This window comes from Eisenbergiella massiliensis (assembly GCF_003435485.1).
In genome coordinates, this window is record NZ_QVLV01000001.1 from 283,935 (window position 1) to 309,377 (window position 25,443).

Here is a 25,443-nt window from a genome sequence, read left to right on the forward strand (position 1 = left end):
GGCACGAAGCCTGTTCTCGGCCCGGGAATGGGAACTGTAAATGATCCTTTTGTTATTAAGGAAAATGGATTTTACCGTATGTGGTTTTCCTGGAGAAAGGGAAGAGTTATTGCATATACGGAAAGCAAGGATGGAGTACGTTGGGATAATGTTCAGGTAGTTCTCACTGCGGTTAAGGGATCGGTTTGGGAAGGACATGAGGTATGCAGACCTACGATTTTAAAAAAAGATGGAATGTATCATATGTGGTACACAGGTATGATGTATCCTACGGAAATTAATGCTCCAAAAAGCTGTATCGGTTATGCAATAAGTGAAGATGGTATCGTATGGAGACGAAGGAATAGCCCGGTGATGGAGCCTTCTTCTGCCTGGGAAAAAATCGCGGTTGCCCATCCACATGTCATGTGGGATGAAGAAAATAAAAAGTTCCGCATGTGGTACTGTGCAGGAAGACAGCATGAACCGGATGCAATAGGATATGCAGAAAGTTTGGATGGTGTAAAGTGGGAGAAATTTTCCAAGAATCCAATTTTCACACCGGATAGCACACATTATTGGGAAATGGGAAAGGTATCGGCACCTTATATAATAAAAGAGGATGGTTGGTATTATATGTTTTATCTGGGAATGGATGGGGATTTGATTGCGGGTGCAGGATTAGCCAGATCAAAGGATGGAATCCATGATTGGGAAAGACACCCAAGTAATCCGATTTCCGCCGGAAAGGATGGAAACTGGGATTGGCTTGGAACACGAAAGGTCAGCATTGTGAAAGAAAAGAATGGATATCAGATGTGGTATACTGGGGGAATGAGAGAAGGGCAGGCAATTGGAATTGCATGGCACGATGGTTTTGACCTGGGATTCCCGGAAGAAGGAGCACCCGGTAGAGATGAAAGGGGCTTTGGAGAAGGTTTGGGAAGTGTAAATTACTATTATCATGATAACATAGCAAAGTATTAATCGAGGTAAATTGGTACAAAAAGAATGGAGGAAGTTATGCATAATCCGAATCAGTATAAGCCTATTCCGTGTGGTGTAATGGCCGGTTGGGAAAGAGTGGGAAATGAACCGGTTTTTGGCGGAGCCATGGGTACGGTTTTTGACAATTATGTTATTTATGAAGATGGCATCTATAAAATGTGGTATTCCTGGAGACCGGTAACATGCATTGTATATGCGGAAAGCACAGATGGGAGAAATTGGACACTTCCCAAGGTGGTTCTGACCTATGATGAAGAATCTGAATGGGAATGCTCGGAGGTAAGCAGGCCGACCATAATACATAAGGACGGAATTTATCATATGTGGTATACAGGTCACAAATGGTGTGGCCGCCATTCCACGAGCGTAATAGGTTATGCTACCAGTGAAGATGGAATTCACTGGCATAAGTATGGAAAGCCGGTAATGGTATGTACGCAGCCATGGGAACGCGAAATGATATGGTGTCCGCATGTTATTTGGGAGGAAGAAGAAAATAAATATAAAATGTGGTATTCCGGTGGAGCAACACCTAAAGCGGAGGCAGATGCTATTGGGTATGCAGAAAGTGAGGATGGGATTAATTGGAATAAACATCCTAACAATCCTGTATTTAAGCCGGATCCAAATATCCATTGGGAAATGTATAAGGTATCTGCCTGCTATGTATGGAAACAGGATGACTGGTATTATATGACTTATCTTGGCAGTGATTCGGACATGCGCGCAGCAAATGGTATGGCGCGTTCCCGGGATGGGATCACTGGCTGGCAGCGCCACCCTGATAATCCTGTATTTGGGGAATGCGAAGGTGAATGGGATTGTGCTGGTGTTTGTAAGGTAAGCGTTCTTAAACAAGAAGATGGATATCTGGGATGGTATAATGGTTTTAACCATACCCTGGAGGAGATGGGATTTCTTGTACATAAAGGATTTGATTTTGATTTTCCTGATTATGGGGAAGAAAGAGAACCAAGAAGGGGTGATGGTACATGTTGTTCTGAAATAAATACTCTTTATTAAAGTACTATAAGTAAATAGAAAAAAGTAAAATCTCATGTCAAAGACAAAATTTGGCATGAGATTTTTTTATTCAGGTCTTTAAAACTAAAGAACAAACATTTTCTTTCAAAGATACGCTGCCATGTCCTTTTTTCCGTGCTATAATATTCCCCATAAACCAATCGGAAAGGAAATCTCACCAATTGAAATCAAAAATACTGGCAGAAGACCAACATATACTTGTATGCTTCAAGCCGCCGGGGCTTGCGGTGCAGAGCGGCAGGATCGGGGAACCGGACATGGTCAGCGAACTGAAAAATTATCTGGGAGGCAGGAATCCCTATCTGGGACTGGTTCACCGGCTGGATCAGCCGGTATCCGGCATCCTGGTTTTTGCGAAAACGCCCCAGGCTGCGGCTAAGCTCAGCCAGCAGGCGGCGGCTCATGGGGAAGCGCCGCAGGGCGGGAAAAACCAGACGGGTAAACAAAAAAAGAACGGAAATCAAAAGCCGGGAAAAGAAGCAATACCTTCTATGGAAAAGGGGTACATGGCCCTTGTTTATACCGGAACGAAAAGAGATGGAACAGCTACAGAGCAGATACATCAGATACAAGAATCAGTACAGGAACCGGGTCTGGATGAGGAACGGAATGAGATACGGAGGAAAGAAATAAAACTCGTTGATTATCTTCTCCGGGATGTCGGACAAAATACATCAAGAGTGGTGAAGGCAGATATAAAAGGCGCCAGGAGAGCGGAGCTATTGTATGAGGTGGTAGAGAAAAAGGACAGGCAGGCGCTTGTCAGGATACGGCTTCTCACCGGACGTCACCATCAGATACGTGTTCAGTTTGCCAACGCCGGGCTGCCGCTTTTGGGAGATGCCAGGTATGGGACGGAAGAAAGCAGGGAGTATTCCGCAGAAAAAGGGTATGGGAATATATGTCTCTGTGCCTTTTCTTTAAGTTTTTATCATCCGGCAACCGGAAAAAGGATGGATTTTCAGTTGGAGGAGCTTCCATGGATCAAAAACAATTGACGGGACAAAATATAAGCGATGGAGCAGAGTCCAAAGACCACATAGGGGCTGGCGGTGACGGCAGCGGCAGCGGGCGGGAAAGCAGGGATGCGGGCTGGGTGATAGCTAATATCAGGGATTTTGCGCAATTTCTTACCGGCTGCTGGATGTTTCTTATGCTGGCGGTATTTCCGTTGTACTTTGGGGATAAATACCATGAAATAGGCGCTTATAAGTATTCCTTTTTTTCAGGGGTATCAACAATGATTCTCGTTCCGGCAGCAGTGCTGGCGACGCTTGTACTATTGTGGAACCTGGGGAAAAGCAGGCTGCGTGTAGTAAAAGGGGAGATTTCTGCGTTGGATGCAGGAGTCTTGCTGTATATGGCGGCTTCGGCAGTTTCCTATTTACTGAGTGATTTTCCTTCGGAGGCATGGGAAGGCGTGGGAGGCTGGAATATGGGGCTGCGTACCCAGCTGCTTATGGGAACCTCCTATTTTCTGATTTCCCGTCTGTTTCCCTGGAAAAAAGGGGCACAAGGGCCGGGTTTTTCATGGACCACGGGGATAGGCGGGAAACTGATTTTCTGCGGCTTTTTTCTGGGATCAGGAATCACTTTTCTGTTGGGGATTCTGCACAGATTCCTCATTGATCCGTTGGGAATGTATAAAGGGATTGACAGCTCCTACCATATATGGTTTCTGTCCACGATTGGGCAGGCTACCTGGTATTCCAGTTATGTATGTACGGTTTTTGCAGTTGGGCTTTGTATCTTTTTTGCCGCAGAGAGCAGGAAAATCAGGGTGATTTCGGGGATTTACTGCGTATTGGGCTTCATGACCCTGGTAACGCAGAACAGTGACAGTGCATTTTCGTCCATGTTTTTGCTGTTTCTGGGGCTGTTTGCCGTGGCCTGCGGCAGTCCCCATAAGATGGAGAGGTTTCTTGAGGTAATTATTTTGGGCGCCGCGTCCTTTAAAGCGATTGGCTTACTGCAATGGGGGTTTGCGGATAAGGCGCTGGAGCTGGGGACATTATCCATGTCACTTTCCCAAGGATGGATTTCCTGGCTGGTTCTGTTGGTTGCTGCGGCCTGCTATATTGCGCTGCTGCAGCTGGAGGAAAAAAGGGGTGAAGCACGGTTAAAAGAAAGCTGGAAAAAATGGGGAAGCCGGCTGCGCCTGGTTTGTATTTTCATGGCCGCGGCGGGAATTGTGCTGGCGGTTATTTTGATTTATTTTAATACAAACGGATTTTTGCAGGAATGGTTTGGGATTACCCTGAATAACCAGTATCTTCTGTTTGATAATAAATGGGGAAGCGACAGAGGGTTCATATGGAAAACTGCGGCCGGGCTGTTTGCGGCCCTTCCCTTCGGGAAAAAGCTTTTCGGCGTGGGGCCGGACTGTTTTATGCCCTATAGCTACAGTATACCGGAGTATGCGGATAAATTGTATCAATACTGGAAACCCAATATCCTTACCAATGCGCATAATGAATTTTTAAATTTGCTCATTTGCATTGGAATTGCAGGGCTTCTGGCTTTTATTGCCATGCTTTGTATGGGAGTGGCGCGTTTTTACCGTGCATCACGGAAAAGTCCACTGATTCTTGCGGGAATGCTTTGTATCCTGGCCTATGCGGGATCTAATTTTTTCTGTTATCAGCAGGTATGCTGTACGCCGTTTCTTTTTATCATCATGGGACTGGCGGAAAGCGCCTTAAGGCGGCTGGAAAAGTAAAAAAATCCGGTGGTTGAAACTGGCAGCTTCAAATTGATTCTGAAGCAGGATAGATTTGAGTGAAATCCTTATACTAATCACGTGAAAATTTTGAGGAAAACAGGTGATATGGGTATGGGGAAATTGTTGGAAAAAGGTCCGAAAAAACTGATTTTTGCCGCGGGAGCCGGTTTGGGAGTATTTCTTGGCTTCCGTTATTTATTTCCGCTCATTACGCCCTTTCTGCTGTCTTTCTGTATTGTTTACCTCTGCAATCCATGGCTGAACAGGCTGCAGGGGAAGACACATATAAAAAAGGAAATTCTGCTTGCGGGAATTCTGGCTGCCGCTGCCGCATTGCTGGCTGTTATTGTCTGGGCGGCATTGCAGGGCGGCTTTGGGCAGGCAAAGGTACTGGCGGATAACTGGGACAGTATGTGTGTGCAGATAAGGTGTTTTTTCGGGGACTGCTGTCTGTTTGCCCAGGAGCATTTTGGTGTGGATGCAGTTAAGGTGGAGAAGGCGGTCCTGGAAAAAGTGGACATATTTATAGAGAACCTCCAGGTACAGTTTGTCCCGAACATGGTGAAGGAATCCTGGTGGTATCTGAAAAAAATAATTTCCTGCGCGGCATTTCTTGGAGTCAGCTTCATTGCTTCGATTCTGCTCTGCAAGGACTATGACGGGATGGTGGAAAGGCTGCAGGACGGAGGAGAAGGCGCGGAGGCGGTGGAAAAGGCTTTTGGCATTGCGGAGCGGATTATCCGCCTGGTGGGGGTGTACCTGAAAGCGCAGGCTGTCATTCTTCTGGTGATTATGGTGATATGCTGTCTGGGGCTTTGGCTGGGAAGGATCGGCCATGGGCTGACGCTTGGCATACTGGCCGGAATCCTGGATGCCCTGCCCTTTATCGGGACCGGAATCGTACTGATGCCTACGGCATTCTGGCAGTTGGTAAACGGCCGTATTGGCGCGGCAGTGCTGTGCGTGGTTGTTTATGTGGCATGCATGGGGGCGAGGGAATTCCTGGAGCCTAAGCTGATGGGCGAAAAAACAGGGATTTATCCGATCTTTATGCTTCTTTCCGTATATGCCGGCGTGAAGCTGTTCGGTGTTTCCGGAATTATCAAGGGGCCGCTTGCCATGGTAATCCTGCTGGAATTATGGCGGTATTTCATGGGCAGAGAGAAGGAGTGTCCTTGCGGAGGCGGAGAGGAAAAGCTATAATATTTTATGATGCTTTCATAACGGTTCGGAACCTATGTTGTTTTTTATTTTTAACGCTTTGGTTCTGCATGCAGAAATTTTCAGAAGAGGAAAAACTATGTATATAGGGGATTTGCATATTCATTCGCGCTATTCCAGGGCTACAAGCAGGGATTGTACGCCGGAATACCTGGATTTATGGGCCAGGAAAAAGGGAATCGATATTGTGGGGACCGGCGATTTCACCCATCCGGCATGGCGGGAGGAGCTGAAGGAAAAGCTGGAGCCGGCGGAGGATGGTCTGTACACGCTGAAGGATGAGTACCGGATCCATGACGCAGCGGCTCCGGATGATCGCAGGCCGCGTTTTGTGGTGACCGGGGAAATCAGTTCCATATATAAGAAAAAGGATAAGGTGAGGAAGGTTCACAGCCTTCTGCTTTTGCCCGGTCTGGAGGATGCGGACAGGCTTGCCCGCAGGTTGGAGCTGATCGGGAATATCCATTCCGACGGCCGGCCGATTCTGGGGCTGGATTGCAGGGATTTGCTGGAAATCATGCTGGAAACCTCTCCGGAGGCCTTATATGTTCCCGCCCATATCTGGACACCGCATTTTTCCATGTTCGGTGCGTTTTCCGGGTTTGATGCCATTGAGGATTGTTATGAGGATATGACGCCCTATATCCATGCGCTGGAAACCGGGCTTTCCTCTGATCCGCCCATGAACTGGAGGATTTCCGCCCTGGATTCCTATCAGCTCATATCCAATTCGGATGCACATTCCCCGGCAAAGCTTGGACGGGAAGCCAATCTTTTTGAGATTCCGCTGTCCTTCTCCGGGTTTGCGGATGCCATAACCACAGGAAACGGCCTTCAGGGAACCATTGAATTTTTCCCGGAGGAAGGGAAATACCACTTTGACGGCCACAGGAAATGCAGTCTCTGTATCAGCCCGGCGGAGGCGCTTTCCTATGGAAATATATGTCCGGTGTGCGGCAAGAAGCTGACCATTGGCGTGCTGCACAGGGTGGAACAGCTGGCAGACCGGGAGGAGGGATTTGTATTACCTCAGGCCAGGCCTTTTGAGAGCCTGGTTCCCCTGCCGGAGGTAATTGCCGCATCCACCGGAAAATCGGCTTCCTCTAAAAAGGTGCTGGAACAATATGAGAAGCTTTTGGGAAAGTTGGGGGCCGAATTCGACATCCTCCGTATCATTCCGGAGGAAGATATCAAGGCAGCTGCGGGGGCGCCGATTGCAGAGGGAATAAAACGGCTGAGGGAAGGCCGGGTTGACCGTACGCCGGGCTTTGACGGCGAATACGGCACTATCAGCCTTCTTACACCTTCGGAAATCAGCAGTCTGGAGGGACAGCTCAGTTTTTTTATCGAAGAGGGCATGGGAAACGAAGATTCTCCGGAAAAAATTCGTAGCCACAGACAGACGGAGGTGTTAAGAGCGGCCCGGCCTGAAGGGGGAACGTCTGTTACTGAAGAAAAAAATGATGAGGAACACGGCGCCGGAATAAGCAATTCCCGGGAAGGGAATGCAAAAGAAAATAGTTCCGGATTGTATGAGGAGGCGAAGCTAAATCTTGGTCAGGAAGAGGCGGTGCGCGCCCTGGATCGGGTAACTGCCGTTATTGCAGGTCCAGGTTCGGGTAAAACAAAGACATTGATCTCGCGGATATCCTATCTTCTGAAGGAAAGAGGGATTGCAGCTGCCTCCATTACGGCGGTGACTTTTACGAATAAGGCGGCGGAGGAAATGCGCAGCCGTCTGGAACGGCTGTCCGGCGGGAAAAGGGCGGCCTGCGAAATGAATATCGGTACCTTTCATGGAATCTGCAGCCGGTTCCTGACTTCGTCAGGTCTGGAATTTATGGTGGCGGACGAAGGACTGCAGGAGGAACTGGCGGAAAAAGCCATCGCCAGGTACGCTTTGAAGCTTTCCCCTTCCCGGTTCCTGCGGGAAATTTCCAACAGGAAATGCAGCGCGGCGCAGGGAGAGAGTCCGGCGGTGCAGGAAGAAAGCCGAGTGGTGCAGGAAGGGAGCCACGCATCCGGGGCGCAGGTCACTGCGGAGGCAGCCGCCTATTATCAGGAACTGCTTGCCGGGGAGAAGGTGTTGGATTACGATGACCTTTTACTGGAAACGCTGCAGCTATTCCGGGAAAATCCAGGCGCAGAGGCAGAGAAGCAGTTTCAGTATCTGCTGGTGGATGAATTCCAGGATATTAACCCGGTGCAGTATGAGCTGCTTAAGGCCTGGAATCGGAACGGCAGAGAGCTTTTTGTAATCGGGGATCCGGATCAGTCCATATATGGCTTCCGTGGATCGGATGCCGGCTGTTTTTCCAGGCTGGAGGCGGACTATCCGCAGATACATACGGTAAGGCTTGAGGAAAACTACCGATCCGCGCCGGCGGTTCTGGAGAGTGCGTTGTCCCTTATTTCTCATAATGACGGGGAAAAAAGAAGGATGCATGCTTTGGCAAAGGAGGACGCTCTGGTCCGTGTGGTGGAGGCCTCCGGGGAGATGGGAGAAGCTATTTTTACGGCAAAGGAAATTAACCGCCTGATTGGCGGAATAGATATGCTGGATGTGGAGGAAAATCATAGCGGTGAGCAAAGAAGGGTGCGCAGTTTTTCCGATATCGCAGTGCTTTACCGCACGCACAGACAGGCGCAGCTTCTGGAAAAATGCCTTCGGCAGGAGGGCATCCCTTACGTGGTTGCAGGCAGGGAGGATTTCCTGCTTGAAAAAAATGTCCGGGGTACGCTTTACTTTTTCCAATATGTCCTTCACCCGGAGGATGAGGCTGCGGGGCAGTTGTGTCTCAGGCTTCTCTGGCCGCCGGAGGAAAAGACGGCAGAGGAACAGCTGACGCTTCTTATTTCCAAATATAAAAGGAGAATACATAAGGACAGGACGGAAAAGCTTCTGGAAAACTGGATAAAGGACAGAAAGCTGGAGGAAAGCGGCGAAATGGAGAAGCTTGTGAACGCTGCGGTTCTATATCCTGAGATGGAGCATTTCCTGGAAACACTTTCCTTAGGCGCTGAGGGTGACATCAGGAGAAGCGGAAGCCGCAGGTTCCCGGCGGACGCCGTTACACTTATGACCCTGCATGGCTCAAAGGGGCTGGAATTTCCCGCCGTGTTTATTTATGGGATCCGAAAAGGGTTGTTACCGCTGGAGCTGGGGACGGCTTCGGGTGATGTGCAGGAGGAAAGAAGGCTTCTTTATGTTGGCATGACGCGGGCCAGGGAGGAATTAATACTCACCTTTTCCGGGGAACCTTCCATGTTTCTTGGGGAAATCCCCGAGAAGTTTTCGCAGAGGGAGCAGGCGAAGAAAGAGAAGCCTGTTGAGGAAGCGGTGCAATTAAGCTTGTTTGATTTTATGGTATAGATTATAGGATAAGTTGCCGTCCGGGTATGAATGAATGCCCGGACGGTTTTTTGTATAGCATATTTTTGTTTTGACTGCTGGTATTGTAATTTTTAAAAAAGTTACGAAACCAGCTATTTTTATTGCAATGTAACGCTTAGTGTAACACATATGGTTTTATAATCAGGTTAACACATGAAAAAAAGCAGCTGATGTAACGCTATTGAAGCGGACCATAAAACAGTATGTTTCGAATCCGGGAGGCAGTACGGTGCAGGATGAACAGAACTGCAAAAAAAAAATTAGTCAGGGAGCTTCCTTTATCATTCGTATCACCGACAGGAAAAATGATACCTGGCAGGGTTCAATTACCTGGACAGATAGAGGAGTTACAAAATATTTCCGAAGTTCTCTGGAGCTGATAAAGTTGATGGACAGCGCAGTTCAGGCGGCAGCGCCGGAAGCGGGGTACAAAGTGACTGATAAAGGTAAGGAAAATATTAGAAGGATCAAAACAGAGAGGAGATCGAGTATATGAAAAAGGCAAAGAGCACTCAGAGAATATGGGCATTTCTGCTTGCATTCGTTTTAACTGTAACGACGATTGGCAGTGATGGGCTGACAATTACAGCTGCAGAGGGAGAAAAGGCGGCAGTCGAAACCATAGAAGTATCAGAGGAAGACGAAGCTAATCTGAACAATACAGAGGATAATATATCTGAGGGGTCAGAGAAAAAAGAGGCAGATCCATCACAGCCTGAAGGTACGGAGGCAAAAGATGATTCTGTGCAGGAAGCAAATAAAAATACGGAAAGCCCTGCTGTTGAGACGGATGAAGATAATACCGAGGCAGTCTTTGAAGAAAGTACTGAGACTATATCTGAAGAAAGTACCGAAACAGTATCCGATGAAACTCAGGTAGAAAATGTTGAAAGTGAAAACAGTACATGGACCGTGAGTTTTCATAAAGAAGGCAATGTACTGATTCAAGATGCTTCCGGCAATGAAATAGACGAAACAGTAGCTGTGGAAAAAGGAAGTGAAATTTCTTTTTTCGTAGAAGCAGATGAGGGAGAGTCTTTTACAGTAAAAACAGAAGGAAATATAATTACTCCTGATAATGGCTGTTACACAGTAAAGCCGGAATCTGATATTACAATTGAAGTGATCGCTGTTGAGGAAGAGACAATACAGGAAGAGGTTAAAACGGCTATCATTACGTTTAGAATGCTGAAGGCTCCGACAAACGAAATGGTAAAGGTCACTTATAATTTTAATGGTGAGGAAGGGCCGGGATCTACAGTAAATCAGATTCCGTTAGGAACAATTGCCAATAATGCCCCTGATTATGAAGGTTATTCTTTTATTAATGCAACGATTGGCAATACGGAGATTGTTTTTGTTGGTATTTATGAAGGCATTTATTATTATAGTGTAGATGGGGAATCCGCGTTGGAATTAGGGGATTCCGAGATTCAGCTGAACTATGAGCTGGAAAAACAGAAATACAATATTTCCTTTGTATATGATGATAAAAAAGGCTACATTAAAGGGGAAAAGGTAATTACGGGGGATAAGGGAGCAAAGTTATCCTATACATTTACCCCTGTCCCAAATAAAGATTGTGAAATTAAAGAAGTAACCATTAATGGAGAAAAGGCTACGGCGCAAAAGGACGGAACCTATACAGTAGCTGAAGTAACAGAGGATTTAATTATAGCAGTATCTTTCATTGAAAAGAATGTTTTTACAATCACAAAAAGTTTATCGTCCAACAGTGAAAATGGAACGTTTATCGGAAATGACAATGCCGATTATAATGGAACCTGGACCGGCACGATCAGAACCCCGGATAAAAATTATGGTCTGACGTACCTTTTGGTTAACGGAGTCCATGTAAAAATTCCGGCTAATAATAATACGGCTAATACTGAAATTGATGGAATGGAGATTGCTGTTTCCAGAAGTAATGCTGGATATGCCTATCAGTATAAAATCAGCATCAGTAATATTAAGCAGGATTTGGATGTGGAAGGCCATTTAAGGAAAAACAGCGCATACGAAATTGCATTGGTTCAGGCTGAAGGTGTTGATGTTTATTATTGGAATGGAAATGGGTTGGAAAAAATATATCCCGGCTCCGTGGTAAAATTCAATTATAATTTATCTGAAAGAAAGGTTGCAGTTTTTTATGCGAAAACACAGCCGGGATATGAACCTCACTTCAGTTCTGAAGGAACAGGTTTTAAAATTATAGACAATATCAATAAAAATAATTATTCAGGGAAGCAGCAGGCCATTGATTTAGGGTGTACTCACGAATTCCATTACACAAATAATACAGATCAAAAGAACAGAACAGTGTATCTGAAGGCTGTACCGATTGAGTATCGTGTTTTTTACGATGCTAATGGCGGAAATTCCTCATTTTACGATAAGGATAATTATGCGTTGGTAAATGGTAGGAATAAAATTTTTGTCAGTACAGAAGTCCCTACCAAAAATAATTATGTTTTTGCAGGATGGAAATTGAAAGGCGACAGTACAGGAAAGATTTATTCTGCAAAAGAACTGGTTACACTGACGGCGGATAATATATCTAAACTGGCGGTAGACAAGGTGATTACCTTTACTGCCCAATGGCTGCCAAAAAATGAAGCAGCAAGCTATAATGTACGGCATTTTATTGAAACTGCAGAAGGCAAATACGAACTGAAGGAAGAAAAGACGCTGATTGGTAAACCGGGAGCCACCGCTTTCGCAATACCTAAAAATTATGAAGGCTATGAGGTGGATTATTCGGTTGAGGGTACGGTCAGGGCCGGAAAGGTTCTGAATGATGGTTCTTTAACACTTGCTTTATATTACAGGCTTAAGAACTATCAGCTGTCATATAATGGGAATGCATCGGGAGTATCTAATGTACCCTCCGGCAGTATGTACAAAGGTGGGAGTAAAGTTACTGTTTCTTCCAATATTCCGGTAAGGAATGGATATACTTTCCTTGGCTGGAGTGAAACTGCGGCTGGAAAAGTAAAGTATAAGGCAGAAGATGTGTTTTTTATGCCGTACAAGAATGTTGCTTTATTTGCGCAGTGGGAGAAGAATAAAAACGAAACAAAGAAGCTGAGCTATCAGGTAGTATACCAGGTAGAGGGCGGAGAAGTGCTTGATACAGTAAATAAGACCGTGGATATTTGGGTGAATGCTGATGAGTATAAAGTAGAATCAGTAGAAAGCAAGAGCTTCGCGGGCTATAAGCAGAAAGCGGATTCTCCGAAGCTGCCGCAGACAGTAAAAGAGAAAGATAAGATCTATGTTCTTTATGAAAAGGATGGGAGCAAAACGAAAGAACTGCACTACCAGGTAGTATACCAGGTAGAAGGTGGAAAGGTCCTTGATACAGTAAATAAGACTGTAGATATTTGGGTAAATGCTGATGAGTATAAAGTAGAATCAGTAGAAAGCAAGACCTTTGCGGGCTATAAACAGAAAACTGATTCTCCGAAGCTGCCACAGACAGTAAAAGAGAAAGATAAGATCTATGTTCTTTACGAAAAGAATGAAGAGGCAACGAAGAAGCTGAGCTATCAGGTAGTATACCAGGTAGAAGGCGGAGAAGTGCTTGATACAGTAAATAAGACCGTAGATATTTGGGTGAATGCTGATGAGTATAAAGTAGAAACAGTAGAAAACAAAACCTTTACGGGCTATAAACAGAAAACTGATTCTCCGAAGCTGCCGCAGACAGTAAAAGAAAATGACAAGATCTATGTCCTTTATGAAAAGGATGAAAGCAAAACGAAGAACCTGACCTATCAGGTAGTATACCAGGTAGAAGGCGGAAAGATACTTGATACTGTAAATAAGACCGTAGATATTTGGGTGAATGCTGATGACTATGAAGTAAAAACAGTAGAAAGCAAGAACTTCACGGGCTATAAACAGAAAACTGATTCTCCGAAGCTGCCGCAGACAGTAAAAGAAAATGACAAGATCTATGTCCTTTACGAAAAGAATGAAGAGGCAACAAAGAAGCTGAGCTATCAGGTAGTATACCAGGTAGAAGGCGGAGAAGTGCTTGATACAGTAAATAAGACCGTAGATATTTGGGTGAATGCTGATGACTATGAAGTAGAAACAGTAGAAAGCAAGACCTTTACGGGCTATAAGCAGAAAACTGATTCTCCGAAGTTGCCGCAGACAGTAAAAGATAATGATAAGATCTATGTTCTTTATGAAAAGAATGAGGAAGAAACGAAGGAACTGCACTACCAGGTGGTGTATCAGGTAGAAGGTGGAAAGGTTCTGGATACTGTAGATAAGACCGTAAATATTTGGGTGAATGCTGACGACTATGAAGTAGAAACAGTAGAAAGCAAGGCCTTTACGGGCTATAAGCAGAAATCAGATTCTCCGAAGCTGCCGCAGACAGTAAAAGACAATGATAAGATCTATGTCCTTTACGAAAAGAATGAAGAAGCAACAAAGAACCTGAGCTATCAGGTAGTATACCAGGTAGAAGGCGGAGAAGTACTTGATACTGTAGATAAAACCGTAAGCATCTGGATAAACGCTGATGACTACAAAGTAACATCAGTAGAAAGCAAGAGTTTCACAGGCTATACACAGAAATCAGATTCCCCGAAGCTGCCGCAGACAGTAAAAACAGGTGATATTGTATACGTTTATTATACTGAAAACACAATCACAATCACCTATAATGCTGATGCAAATGGTACTGTAAGCAATGCCGGTGAAACCTTAAATGCAGTGACCGGCGTGGCTAAGGGTTCTGAAGCGGCTGCGGATAATGGATACCATTTTGTAAACTGGACCAATGAAGCTGGAGAAGTGGTAAGTACGGATGCAGCATTTGTGCCGGCTAAAATAGACGGAATGAATGTAGAAGCGGCTTATACTGCACACTTTGCAGCCAACCCTGTTACCCCTCCGGATAACCCGACTCCTGACAATCCGACACCTGGAGATCAGACCACCGGTGATCAGACACCCGGAACGACTCCGGAACCTACAACTTCCGTGCTGGGAGAAGCATATGCTCCTGTTCAGCCTGAAATATCGGTTCTTGGTGAAGCTGCGGCGCCTGACAGCGGGGCAGAAGTAGGTGTTCTCGGTGAGAGTAAGGGTCCCGGGACTGGTGATACAGCTCCGATCGCAGGATGGGCGTTTGTAATTGCAGGAGCGATTCTGACGTTGGCACTGTCAGCAAAAAAACGTAGAAATGAAGATAAATAACGGATTGTTATTGACAGAAACAACTAATTCAAAGGGGGCCATTGCCGGAAGGCAATGGCCCCTGATGTTACTTGTCCGGTGGGCATACGCTCCGCATATTTTTCCGGATTCCGGACGGACTCCAGAGGTGGAAGGAGAGTCTGTTATGCTCAAATAAACTTTATCTGCGCATCCTTAGGCAGAGCCAGCTTGCATTCCACTTCTGCACATTTGATGATCCCTGCAATTACAGGACAGGCGGCATGAATCGGGAAATGCTCTCCTGCAAATTCAAACAACGGACCTTGTCCCGGTCTTGTAAGGCAAAGTTCGAAGGCATCAAAGGTATCTCCCAGTTCCTCCATCATTTTACGGACGCTCTCACATCCTGTTTTCACGGTTATTTTTACTTCTTCCTGATCTTCGGATACTGCCTCTACATTGGTTGTAAATCCGCAGACACCCGGATCAACCTGTACTGTTGTCATATCCTTTCCCCCTTATAATAGAATTTATGAGATATCTATCCTGCAATTATATTGTTTTTGTACAGATTTTTCAAGATACTTTTATTCGTGTATACATGACAGATACTTTTATTTGTATTGATATATGACATTGAGGAATTGTAACAGTTCAGGTCTGTGCATTTGCAGCGTTTAATGTAAAATACACGGCAGCAGCCCGAAGCCGTTCAACGGAAACTCCTGCGATAATCTCTGGGGCTAAACCCGGAAATCCCCTTAAACTGTCTGGTGAAATAATTACTGTCCTGAAAGCCGCAGGCATATGCCACCTGGGAAACAGTAAGAGAGGAATTCTGAAGGAGTTCACATGCATGGTCAATACGCAGTTTAATAATATAATTCACCGGAGATAAACCGCAGGTTTTGTGAAAAATTCTTGAAAAATTACGGGGAGACATATTCATTTGCTCTGCCAGTTCTTTAATAGAAATGGTTTCCTGATAGTGTTCCTGGATATAGCCTATAATCTCTGTCAGCTCCAATTCTTCTCTGGAAATGTCGTTACCAGACTGATAGACCCGCATCAAAAGCACTACCAGACTCCAGAATAGTGAATTGACTAATGTATTTCTTCCCACATCGCTTTGCTCATACGCATCGGTCATTTCGTTAATCAGATGCTTTGCACATTTAAAAGTCTGAAAAGATAACTGCAGTTTTACCATACTGTCTTTTTTGATATTTTTTAGTATGGTAACCCCTTCCGTCTGTCTGATATCCGGGGGCGCCATTGACAGCATTCCATGTTTGTATATGATTTTACATAGGTTCAGCTGTTTGCAATTCCTGAAATGATAAAGAGTGCTTTTACCAATGATACAAACCGTTCCCGGCTTTACGTCATGGGTCTCTGAGTCTGAACAATATTCTGCCGTACCGCCCATTACAAAAATCAACTGATTAAAATCATCTGATTTATACGGCATAAGATCCCGGTTATAAATTCCATACTGTACCAGAATAGGAAACCGTTCATCCATATCCGCCAAATTCAAATCAAAACCCAGCAAATCCATGTTTTTCTTTCCCTTTCGTTTTTCCGTCAGTCAACATGCCTCCCTGACAGAATGTCCGGGAGCACTCATTTTATAAATACAAATGATAATAAATCAAAAAGATTCCGCTGATCAAAGCATTCCTTAAACCAGCCTTCATAATTGTGCCTGATCACAAGATAGACTGCATGTCTGCCGGTAACCTTTTCAACCGGCGCCTGATATACACCGTCATGTCTGTCAATTTCACAACAGCCTATTTCTTTTCCCTTCTGGTCATCGTCCAGCAGAATATGGATACTGCACATGCATCCGGCGCCCTTTACCTTTACGGAAAAGGTCATATTTCCGCTGGTGTAATCCTCTCCAAAATCAAAATATTTGTATCCGATAACTGAATTCACATAGATATTGGTTACCATTCTGGTGAAATAATCCTGATCAGTAATCATGCATCCACCTTTTAAGACACATGCGATATCAGCGGGGACAATATCATACGGATTCAGGGATTCTTCAAATCCAAGAGAAGTCATTTCTACCTGTGGAATCGTTCCGTCAGGCAAAATATTGATTTTCTCCACACAGGCTCTTCTGGACGTAAGCGTCCCGTTTGTCATCCTGTGATAGAAGACATACCATTGCCCATTAATCTGGCATATGGATCCATGATTATTTCCGGCAGGATAATCGATCCCGTTGTCAATAATTGTCCCTTTCCGCACAAAAGGCCCTCTTGGGCTTTCGGATACGGCATAAGCTAATCGGTTTCCCTTTCTTGGGGAATAAATCAGATAATACAGGCCATTTACCTTCCGGATTGAACTTGCTTCAAAGAAATCTGTTTCTCCATCTCCTGCAGGAATCAGGTTTTCCCGGTAAGACCCAGGCAGAATTTCCGTCATGTTTTCCGGGTTGATTTCTCCCATATGTGACTTTTCGTATCCGTAATAGATATAAACCCTTCCGTCATCATCCACTAACACACCGGGATCATTAAAAATACCTTCATCGCCGCCTGTTGACTCATCGTATTGATATCTGGAGACCAATTTAAACGGTCCTTCCGGGTGATCACTTACTCCTACACAGCCTTTGGCCCAAAGTATGTATGCAAATAAATAGTATTTAGCCCCCTTTTTCACCACATCCGGTGCATACAGTTCGTGATCTGTCCAGTCAGTATCAGCCTGGTGCAGCTGATCGGGGCGGGTATGAAAGCTGTCCCCATGACACTTCCAATGGTTTAAGTCGTTCACGGAAGCTGACCAGACCTTTAGTCTGTAATCGCAGAACATATCTGCTCCGACCCGATCATGCGAACCGTATAAGTAAACACGGTCGCCAAATACTCTGGGCTCCCCATCAGGTATGTACTCCCATAAAGGTAATATTGGATTTGGCATTTTTATTCCTCACTCTCTTTTTTTACTGTTTCGACAGCCATACATCAAGCTGCCTTTGTTTTTCATTAATAATTGTGTTTATTCCGGCTTTCTCCAGCTCATCATTAAACTTGGGTATTGCTTCATCCGGATTCAGACAGCCCAGAATAAGGCCATTATAGTATTTATCAACGATATCCCTGCAGGCGGCAGCTTCACGCTGTACGTTCTCTGGTTTCCATATAAAACCCTTGGCCGGCGATGCTTTTGCATTTTTATTAAACCTGTCCAGCTTATCCCAGTAATCAGCGTCCTGTCCGCTCCAGATCGACGTGATCTGTTCATTGGGCCATATCCAGCCGTACACCGAGTAATCTGTATTGGATTGGCCTACTCCTTCCGGAAAACGAATGATATCTCTGGTTTTATCTTCATAGCTCCAGTTTTCATTTTCTGTCCCATTCACCAGTAAATTGGCAACCTCAGGATTGGTGTACATCAGGTTTAACACCTGCATTGCTTTCTGAGGTTCTTTGCTTTTTGACGAAATCACCCAGCAGGAACTTACCATGTCCGTTGTTGAATGTGGTTGGGCCAACTCAATGGCAGCTATCTGCTTTCCTTTATTTCTGCTTTCTTCATATTCTATTCCTTCTTTATAAGGGGCAAAGGTTCCGAAACCAATGCCATTTCTGATCAGGTCATTGCTGCTTTCAATGGTATTTATGGCATCCGGCATCATATATCCCAGTTGTACCCAACGATACATATAAGAACAATATTTCTTAAAAGAAGCACAATTATATAAATTCACAACCTCAGTGCTGTCTGTCAGACAGTTTTCCAGTACCCCCAGACCGTCTCCCAGCATGTCCACATCCCACACCGGATTGATAATAGAACCATCACTTGGGACAATCGGATACATATCAGGATACGCTGCTTTTACCTTCTGAAATACCAATTCCAAATCCTGGTAGTCCATTGGCCTGGAATAATCGATCTGAAGTTCATCGGCGATGTCTTTTACCATTAAAAAGCACCGCCCCTGCGCTTTATCCTTATTCATTGGAACACCATATATATGGCCATCTACAATAGTACATTCCCAATCCTCTTCTGAGATACTGTTTTTCATCTCAACTCCATAGTTGGAAAGCAAATCGTCCATTTGGATGATTTTATTCCTGGCCACAAACTCCGCCAGGGAAAATTCCCATGTAAAGCATGGAAAAAGATCCATTGTTTCCTCGGAAGCCATTGCCTGATTCAATTGGTATGCCGACATATTGCGCTTCAATTTCACCTGGCATCCAATTTCCTTCATTGTAATTTCACTGATTTTGGCACTTACTCTGTTACAGGCTTCTTCTGATGCATATAAAGGCGCATAAATCAAAACCGTATAGGGTTCGGTATTTTCATCCGCATCCTTACTGGCATTTTCTCTCGGAAGTGAATTTTTACACCCGGAAAAGATAATTGCTGCAAAAAGGCTGATAACTAATATACTGACACGGACTTTTTTTCTCTTCATCTGTGCTGTCCTTTCTTAAATTATTATAGGTACGCTTCGTTTTTCTTTCTATCATATTTGTAACTCATAACCGCAAAAAACATCCATCTTTCATTTATACATAATAAAAATGTGACATTTTATATAAAAAATGTAACTGTTCAGCCAATTTCCTGGCTGAATAGTTACAAAATATGTTATATTTCTTCTGTTTCATATTGCTTTCGTTCTTCCATCGGCGTAAATCCGCCATTCATCTTTTTATAAGTCTGTGTAAACAGTGAAAAATTAGTGTAGCCTACTTTCATGGCAATCACACTGATTGGCAAGTTGGTCTCCCGGACAAAATGTGCGGCGAGTTTCATTTTTTCCTGAAGTATATATTCCTTGAGTGAAATTCCTACGATACTTTTAAACAGCCTTGAAATATAATTGGGGTTTAAATGAACCGCTTCTGCGATATCCGTCCTTCTGATATCCTGATCCAAATGCATGCGGATATACTGGAAAATAGAATCAATCTGTGTTTTAGCATGTTCGGGGGAAACCTCGGTTTCGTTAAAATAGGCATGTACATACTCAATCAGCCATTCCATTTTTTTTACCGATGTATATGCACTGCATGCATTTTCCAAATCCTGTGCATTCTGGAACAGATCGTTCACACTTACATTTAAAGCATTTATATGAAGATATATGATACGCATAAATTCCTGATAGAACCGATTCAGAATTTCCGCATTTATATTCTCATTTCTGCACAGGTGGTACAGCTGTTCCTTTGCATCCGATGCAAAACTGTCATAAAGTTTATTTTTCAGCAGGGATTCCCATTGTTCCCCAATTTTTGTAAGCTGGATATTTTCCAGTTTATATCTGGTCTGCTGATCTGACCAGAAAATTTCTGCCTGCGCACCGACATTATTCCGTCTCATATTTACCAAAAACTCATATTCTTCCGGCAGCTTTTGCGGAGAATCACATACCTTAATATAACAACTGAGTTCCTGGCTGTAATAGCTTATAAAGCATTTTCTGAATTTTTCAAGCTGATTATTCAAGGATTCTTCCGGTATTATGCCATCTTCACCGGCATAGATATAGACTGCATAATCCCCCTCTTTTGCAATCCAGCAAAGACAGTGGTAACCATAAGGATAGAACAGCTCCTGAAGTATATTGGAAATGGCATACGCAATCAAACTGTCTTCCCAATCCTGAAGCATATGGCTCTTTTCAAAAAAATGGATAAGGCACAGCCAGGAGGTTTTATCTTCAAACAGCACAATTCCCAGATCCTTCAGTTTACTTCGCATACGCTCCCAGTCAGTCCCTTTGTCAAAACACCATTCTCTGCAGAGACCTTCAATCAATGAATCCCTCTGTTTTATGAATAAATGACGGCTTTTCTCCATTTGGGCAACTTTTTTGCTTAGCAAAACCTGATCTTTTGCACGTAAAATGACTTTCTCAATCTCTTCATAGCTGGCCGGCTGGAGAACATAATCAAATCCGCCTAACTGAATCGCCTCTTTTGCATACATAAAATCTGCATGTGCTGTCAGGAAGATGAATTTTGAAGAATATCCCTGTTCCCTGCAGTATGTGCACAGGCTGAGTCCATTTTCAACCGGCATTTCTATGTCACACAATACAATGTCTGCTTCTGTTTTTTTCAGCTGCTCCTTTGCCTCATATGCATTATAAGCCTTTAATACTTTTGTAATGCCAATCTTGTCCCAGTGTATCCCAAGTACCAGACCGCTGACTACATTAATTTGATCATCAACAATAAGTACTGTCATCAATATTTCCCTCCTGTACAGGCAAAATCATTTCCACACAGGCGCCGTCCGAATTACTGAAAAGAATGGTCGCTTTGGAATGATAGAGCATCTGTATCCGCTGTTTCACATTGTCAATACCAATATGTTCCCTCTGTAGTTTACCATCTGTTTGATTCAGTATCGGCAGAATGTCCTCTGAAAATCCAGGCCCGCTGTCCAAAACAGTAATACACACATAGCTTTCCTGATCACAGCTGAGTAAAGATACCCGTACAGAAATTACAAGTTTTTTCTGCTCCTGCATTCCATGCTTGACGGAATTTTCCACAAAGGTCAGAATGGCCATTGGCGGTATCTTTTGATATTTCAGCGAAGGATCAACATCAATACGATAGGCAGGCGGATTGGATAAACTCATCTGCTGAAGCTCAAGATAATTTTTTATGCTCTTTATTTCATCTTCAACATTTACAAGGTTTTCGTTTTTCCTGATAATACCTCTCATATATTCCGATAATACCAGAATCATTTTTTGCAGCTTTATATTTTCCCCGCTTACTGACAGTGCATACAGGTTTTTCAAACAGTTCAAATAAAAGTGGGGCCGTATCTGAATCTGCAGATATTGAAGCTTTGCCTCCTGAGCCTGTAGCTGTTGCTCATATGCGCTTACTTTTAAATTGCGGATGCTTTCAAGCATTGAATTGAAAGTTTCTTTCATCTCACTGAATTCTTCTACATGGTATTCCTCTGTCAGATATTTTTCCGAATCGCCATCCTTGATTTCAACCATAGTCTTAACAAGATTTTCTACCGGTAAAATATAGTTTTTTCTCATATTCTGATAACCAAGGGGAAGCAGAACAGCAACCGCTATTGTCAGCAGGAAAAGAAATGCCTGGGTAAAATCAATGGCGTAGAACGGCGCTGTATATGGCTGCAGATAAAGTTGGATTAAATTTCCATACGGCAGCTCCTTCTGAACGACAATAAACCGGTTCTGTCGGTCTCCCGTAAAATAATACGGCTTATTCTGCAGTTTGATCTGAATATTATTCTTCTCAATAAAGTCTTTTGAAGTAATGGGATTTCCATTTTTATCTGCATACACCAAATATCCCTGTTGGGAATCTGATTCATACTTTTGCGGGCTTTTCGCTTTTTCCAGATCTACTACCACAGCAAAATGAACATTTTCATTATGCATCGTACTAATCAATAATTCTTTGGATCCCGCCTGGAATTCATGCCATTCATAGGGACCATTCTGTTTTATTTCCCATAATAGCTCCTGTTTCAACCTGCTGTTATCTTCATAAGTAACCGAGGCATCATAATTATGATAACAAATTCGGAACATATCCTGATTTTCTGCATAAACCGCCATTGCGTAAACACTGTCAAAGCCAGCTTGCATAAACTGTTCAAAATCCGATAAAATATTTTCTCCGATTAAATAGGAATCCAGATAATTGTCTGTATAATTTAAGGATAACGTATCACTGTCATTAGATAATTTGTTTGTCAGATAATCCTGTGCAAGTTGTAAATCCTGTTCCAGTATTCTGCCATAGGTTTCCAATATGCTCTGACCGGCAGACGCCACATGGGTATTTATCATGGACAGTCCATAGAAATTATAGCTTAACAGCGCCACTACAAGAGGCGCGATCAAAACGATTAGATTAATGATAAGTTGATTTTTAATTTTCCTCATTCTTTATGATACCTGCGGATTGCCGCGCATCCTGCGCTCATTAAATTTAAGTAACAGTCCGGACTGTTACAATTTTATCATATTTCTGTTCAAAAACAATACAGGCAGAATACAAATTCCTGTATCTGCCTGTATGTTTGTAACGTCTGGAATCGAATTATTTATTTGCTGCCAATGCTTCATCTTCCGCAGCTTTGCGCAATTTTGCTTCATTTATCTGGTATGCATTACATTCATCCAAACCGTAATTTTTCGCATCCTGAATCATATCTGTAATAATAGTATTAAACTCTTCATCTGAAGAAGCGCTGATAGCCTTCCATGAATATGTCTTTACACATTCTGATACCTGGTTCCAGGTAACCACCAATTCATCTGACATGGGGGTAGCTGCATACATGGTGCCCACGGAAAGCTTATATTTTCTGGAGGCCAGATAGTTATCTGCACTGTCGCTGCCGGTATGCGTTCTCCAGTCCTTCTCAATTTCGGTGACATCATTGGATTTCATGCTTTCCCAGTTTTTACAATTATAGGTCTCTCCATTGGAATCAAGATTCCTGGCATCCACCTGCCAGGTAACATGGAGATTTGAAATACCATCCTTGAACATTCCGCTGTAGCCATCTGTCATTTCAGTACTTCCGTCTGCGGCACAGGCCTTTCCCAAATCAGTAAAATGTGTTTTCCCATTTTCATCATAATACCAGCATACATCCTTTGGTCCATATAACTGGGTCATTCTTCCTTCGGGGGTTGCAAGCCAGTTGATAATTGCCATACATAATTCCGGATATTCCGTATTGCTGCCGATACTCCATACATAATCTCCGCCATAGATGTTCTGTCCATAGTTTATCGGTGTTGCTTCCTCCGGGATAAGTGTCAGCATCGCCCTTCCTGCATTCAGATTGTCAGTGGTATTGTATACAGCGGAACCAAGATAATTAAACGGTGTAAAAAATGAAACGCCATTCTGATAATCTTCCAGACAATTGGAAAATCCCTGGGTCTCAGAATCCGGGTCAAGCGCTCCCGCCTGATAAAGTTTATTATAGAATTTCAGCATTTCAATATAGGGACTGTTTTCCTCAATTGCCGGGATATATTTCTGATTCTCTGTATCATAGAATCCAAAACCAAAATCGTCATAGCCATAGTAGGCGGTAACCATTGCCTTAGGGAACATTACCATTGCGCCGTCCCAGTCACTGAAAAGAGATACGGCATAAGTCCTCTTTCCGCTTTCATTTTCCGGTTCCAGCTTCTGCATATCAATCAATACATTTGCAAAGTCATCTATAGTCTTGATTTCCGGGTAGCCCAGTTCTTTATATAAATCCCATCTGGTACTCCAGTCATACATAAAACCTGAAATATCTGTTGCATTTACACCGATGTCATGTCCCATACCATAGACAGTTCCACCGGATATTTTTTTGTTTTTTTCCAGGGGGCTCTGCATATGGGACGCAATATAAGGACCATAGTCCGCCAGCAGATCATCTTCATTCCAATCAAGAAGGAGTTCTTTTTCTATTGCCCTCTGGTAATCGTCTGTATTGCTAATCCAGAGAACCAAATCCCCAAGATCACCGGATTCCATTCTTGCAGTATAATTTGATCCATCCGGATCCGGAACCAGATTCAATACAACATTAAACTTTTCTTTCATAAGCTGTGCAAACCAGCCCACCAATTCTCCTGAGGTGTTGGCTCCGGGTGAAAAAACCGTCAATGTTACCGTTTCTTCCGGGATAATGTCCTCCAGATCGCCTTCATACGCTGCATTTGTTCCTGTTTCTGATGCAGCTGTGGCTGATTCCTGCGCATCTCCTGTCTGTACATCCCTGTCTGCTGTTTCGCTTTCTTCTGCTGTCTCTGCAATGGTCTGCTGCGCAGTGTTGCCGCAGCCGGTCAGTACCATAGCGGAAACCATGGTTAAGGCCAGCAGGCTGCTGACAATTTTTTTGAATAGCTTTTTCTTTCTCATAATTTACTTCTCTCTCCTTTATTAGTTTTTAAATGAATAATACTCAGCCTTTTACAGCACCAAGCATAATTCCTTTTTCAAAGTACTTCTGCATAAATGGATAAACCAACAGTATTGGTATCACCGTAACCATGGCGACCGTATATTTCACAACCTTAATATTCATCAGATTCTGCACCTGTCCCTGGCTTAATGTCCCGCCCGACTGCATGGTGGCTGCCAGATTTGAGGCCTGATTCAAATAGATATACAGCTTATGCTGTAAGGTAAACAATTCCGGTTTTGACTGCATCAATATTAAGGAGTCCTGAAAAGAATTCCAATGGCCTACCGCGCCAAAGATAGCAATGGTAGCAAGAATCGGTTTGCTGAGCGGAAAAATAATTTTCGTAAACCGTGTCCAGTAACCTGCGCCATCCAGCTGCGCACTTTCTTCCAATTCAGCCGGAATGGATTCCATGTATGTTTTGACAAGGATTAAATTGTAGGGAGCAACAATACCGGGGAGTATATAAGCAAGGAAATTGTTGGTCAGTCCCAGCATTGCCATATTCAAATACCATGGAATCAAACCGGCATTCAGATACATCATGATTACAATCAATCGAAACCACAGTTTTCTGTGCCACATCTCCTGTTTTGTGAACACATAGCCGCAAAGCGCAGAGGCAAATACCATCAGGACCGTGCCGATTAACGTCCTGCTGATTGTTACTCCAATCGCTGTAACAAGATCGCCCAGTTGCAGAATGGCCAGATAATTATCAAAATGGATTCCTATCGGGTAGAAACTGATTTTTCCTGCGGTAACCAATGCATTATCACTGATTGTATTGATAAACAGATAATAAAACGGGAAAATACACAAAAGTGTAAATATTCCAAATATTCCATGATTAAGTATGTCAAAGAATAAATCACCAAATCTCATTGGCTTTTTTGCTTTCCGAGTCATTATT

The 25,443-nt window shown here is 43.7% G+C and carries 16 protein-coding genes; 8 read left to right on the forward strand and 8 right to left on the reverse strand.

Going from position 1 to position 25,443, the window contains the following annotated elements; translation table 11 throughout:
* Positions 1–27 precede the first annotated feature (27 nt).
* From DXC51_RS01195 to DXC51_RS01235, 8 genes are all read left to right on the forward strand, one after another.
* Complete coding sequence (locus DXC51_RS01195) at positions 28–966, forward strand: family 43 glycosylhydrolase (protein ID WP_278336966.1); 939 nt, start codon at positions 28–30, stop codon at positions 964–966.
* Between the two features lie 36 nt (positions 967–1,002).
* On the forward strand, positions 1,003–2,010 hold the full coding sequence (locus DXC51_RS01200; RefSeq protein ID WP_025488128.1) for a glycoside hydrolase family 130 protein: 1,008 nt from the start codon (positions 1,003–1,005) through the stop codon (positions 2,008–2,010).
* A gap of 182 nt (positions 2,011–2,192) precedes the next feature.
* Entirely contained in the window at positions 2,193–3,029 is an 837-nt protein-coding gene (locus DXC51_RS29865; RefSeq protein ID WP_025488129.1) for an RluA family pseudouridine synthase, read from the forward strand.
* Positions 3,011–4,750: an O-antigen ligase family protein gene (locus tag DXC51_RS01215; RefSeq protein ID WP_025488130.1), complete on the forward strand. Its 1,740-nt coding sequence runs from the start codon at positions 3,011–3,013 to the stop codon at positions 4,748–4,750. The genes DXC51_RS29865 and DXC51_RS01215 overlap by 19 nt, the downstream gene beginning before the upstream one ends.
* Before the next feature lie 114 nt (positions 4,751–4,864).
* A complete protein-coding gene (locus DXC51_RS01220) occupies positions 4,865–5,956 on the forward strand; it encodes an AI-2E family transporter (protein WP_162162438.1) in 1,092 nt (363 codons plus the stop codon).
* A gap of 97 nt (positions 5,957–6,053) precedes the next feature.
* Positions 6,054–9,347 (forward strand): UvrD-helicase domain-containing protein, encoded by a 3,294-nt coding sequence (locus tag DXC51_RS01225; protein ID WP_025488132.1) that lies wholly within the window; start codon positions 6,054–6,056, stop codon positions 9,345–9,347.
* Between the two features lie 250 nt (positions 9,348–9,597).
* Positions 9,598–9,864, forward strand: a complete 267-nt coding sequence (locus tag DXC51_RS01230; RefSeq protein WP_117530815.1) for a hypothetical protein — start codon at positions 9,598–9,600, stop codon at positions 9,862–9,864.
* Positions 9,861–14,585: an InlB B-repeat-containing protein gene (locus DXC51_RS01235; protein WP_117543379.1), complete on the forward strand. Its 4,725-nt coding sequence runs from the start codon at positions 9,861–9,863 to the stop codon at positions 14,583–14,585. Before DXC51_RS01230 ends, DXC51_RS01235 begins: the two co-directional genes overlap by 4 nt.
* Positions 14,586–14,734: 149 nt before the next feature.
* Here DXC51_RS01235 and DXC51_RS01240 read toward each other — a convergent pair whose 3' ends face one another.
* From DXC51_RS01240 to DXC51_RS01275, 8 genes are all read right to left on the reverse strand, one after another.
* On the reverse strand, positions 14,735–15,052 hold the full coding sequence (locus DXC51_RS01240; RefSeq protein ID WP_025488135.1) for a DUF6951 family protein: 318 nt from the start codon (positions 15,050–15,052) through the stop codon (positions 14,735–14,737).
* A gap of 206 nt (positions 15,053–15,258) precedes the next feature.
* Positions 15,259–16,107 (reverse strand): AraC family transcriptional regulator, encoded by an 849-nt coding sequence (locus DXC51_RS01245; protein WP_025488136.1) that lies wholly within the window; start codon positions 16,105–16,107, stop codon positions 15,259–15,261.
* Between the two features lie 65 nt (positions 16,108–16,172).
* Positions 16,173–17,492: a family 43 glycosylhydrolase gene (locus DXC51_RS01250; protein WP_025488137.1), complete on the reverse strand. Its 1,320-nt coding sequence runs from the start codon at positions 17,490–17,492 to the stop codon at positions 16,173–16,175.
* Positions 17,493–17,514: 22 nt separating this feature from the next.
* Positions 17,515–19,008: an ABC transporter substrate-binding protein gene (locus DXC51_RS01255; protein ID WP_025488138.1), complete on the reverse strand. Its 1,494-nt coding sequence runs from the start codon at positions 19,006–19,008 to the stop codon at positions 17,515–17,517.
* A gap of 176 nt (positions 19,009–19,184) precedes the next feature.
* Positions 19,185–20,792 carry a response regulator transcription factor gene (locus DXC51_RS01260; RefSeq protein WP_025488139.1) on the reverse strand — a complete coding sequence of 536 codons (1,608 nt, stop codon included), beginning with the start codon at positions 20,790–20,792 and terminating at the stop codon, positions 19,185–19,187.
* The gene (locus DXC51_RS01265) at positions 20,773–22,491 is read right to left on the reverse strand and encodes a sensor histidine kinase (protein ID WP_025488140.1); all 1,719 of its coding nucleotides are present in this window, start codon (positions 22,489–22,491) and stop codon (positions 20,773–20,775) included. Before DXC51_RS01265 ends, DXC51_RS01260 begins: the two co-directional genes overlap by 20 nt.
* 157 nt (positions 22,492–22,648) lie before the next feature.
* Positions 22,649–24,484 (reverse strand): extracellular solute-binding protein, encoded by a 1,836-nt coding sequence (locus DXC51_RS01270; RefSeq protein ID WP_025488141.1) that lies wholly within the window; start codon positions 24,482–24,484, stop codon positions 22,649–22,651.
* 43 nt (positions 24,485–24,527) lie between these two features.
* Complete coding sequence (locus DXC51_RS01275; RefSeq protein WP_102287316.1) at positions 24,528–25,439, reverse strand: carbohydrate ABC transporter permease; 912 nt, start codon at positions 25,437–25,439, stop codon at positions 24,528–24,530.
* Positions 25,440–25,443: the final 4 nt, after the last annotated feature.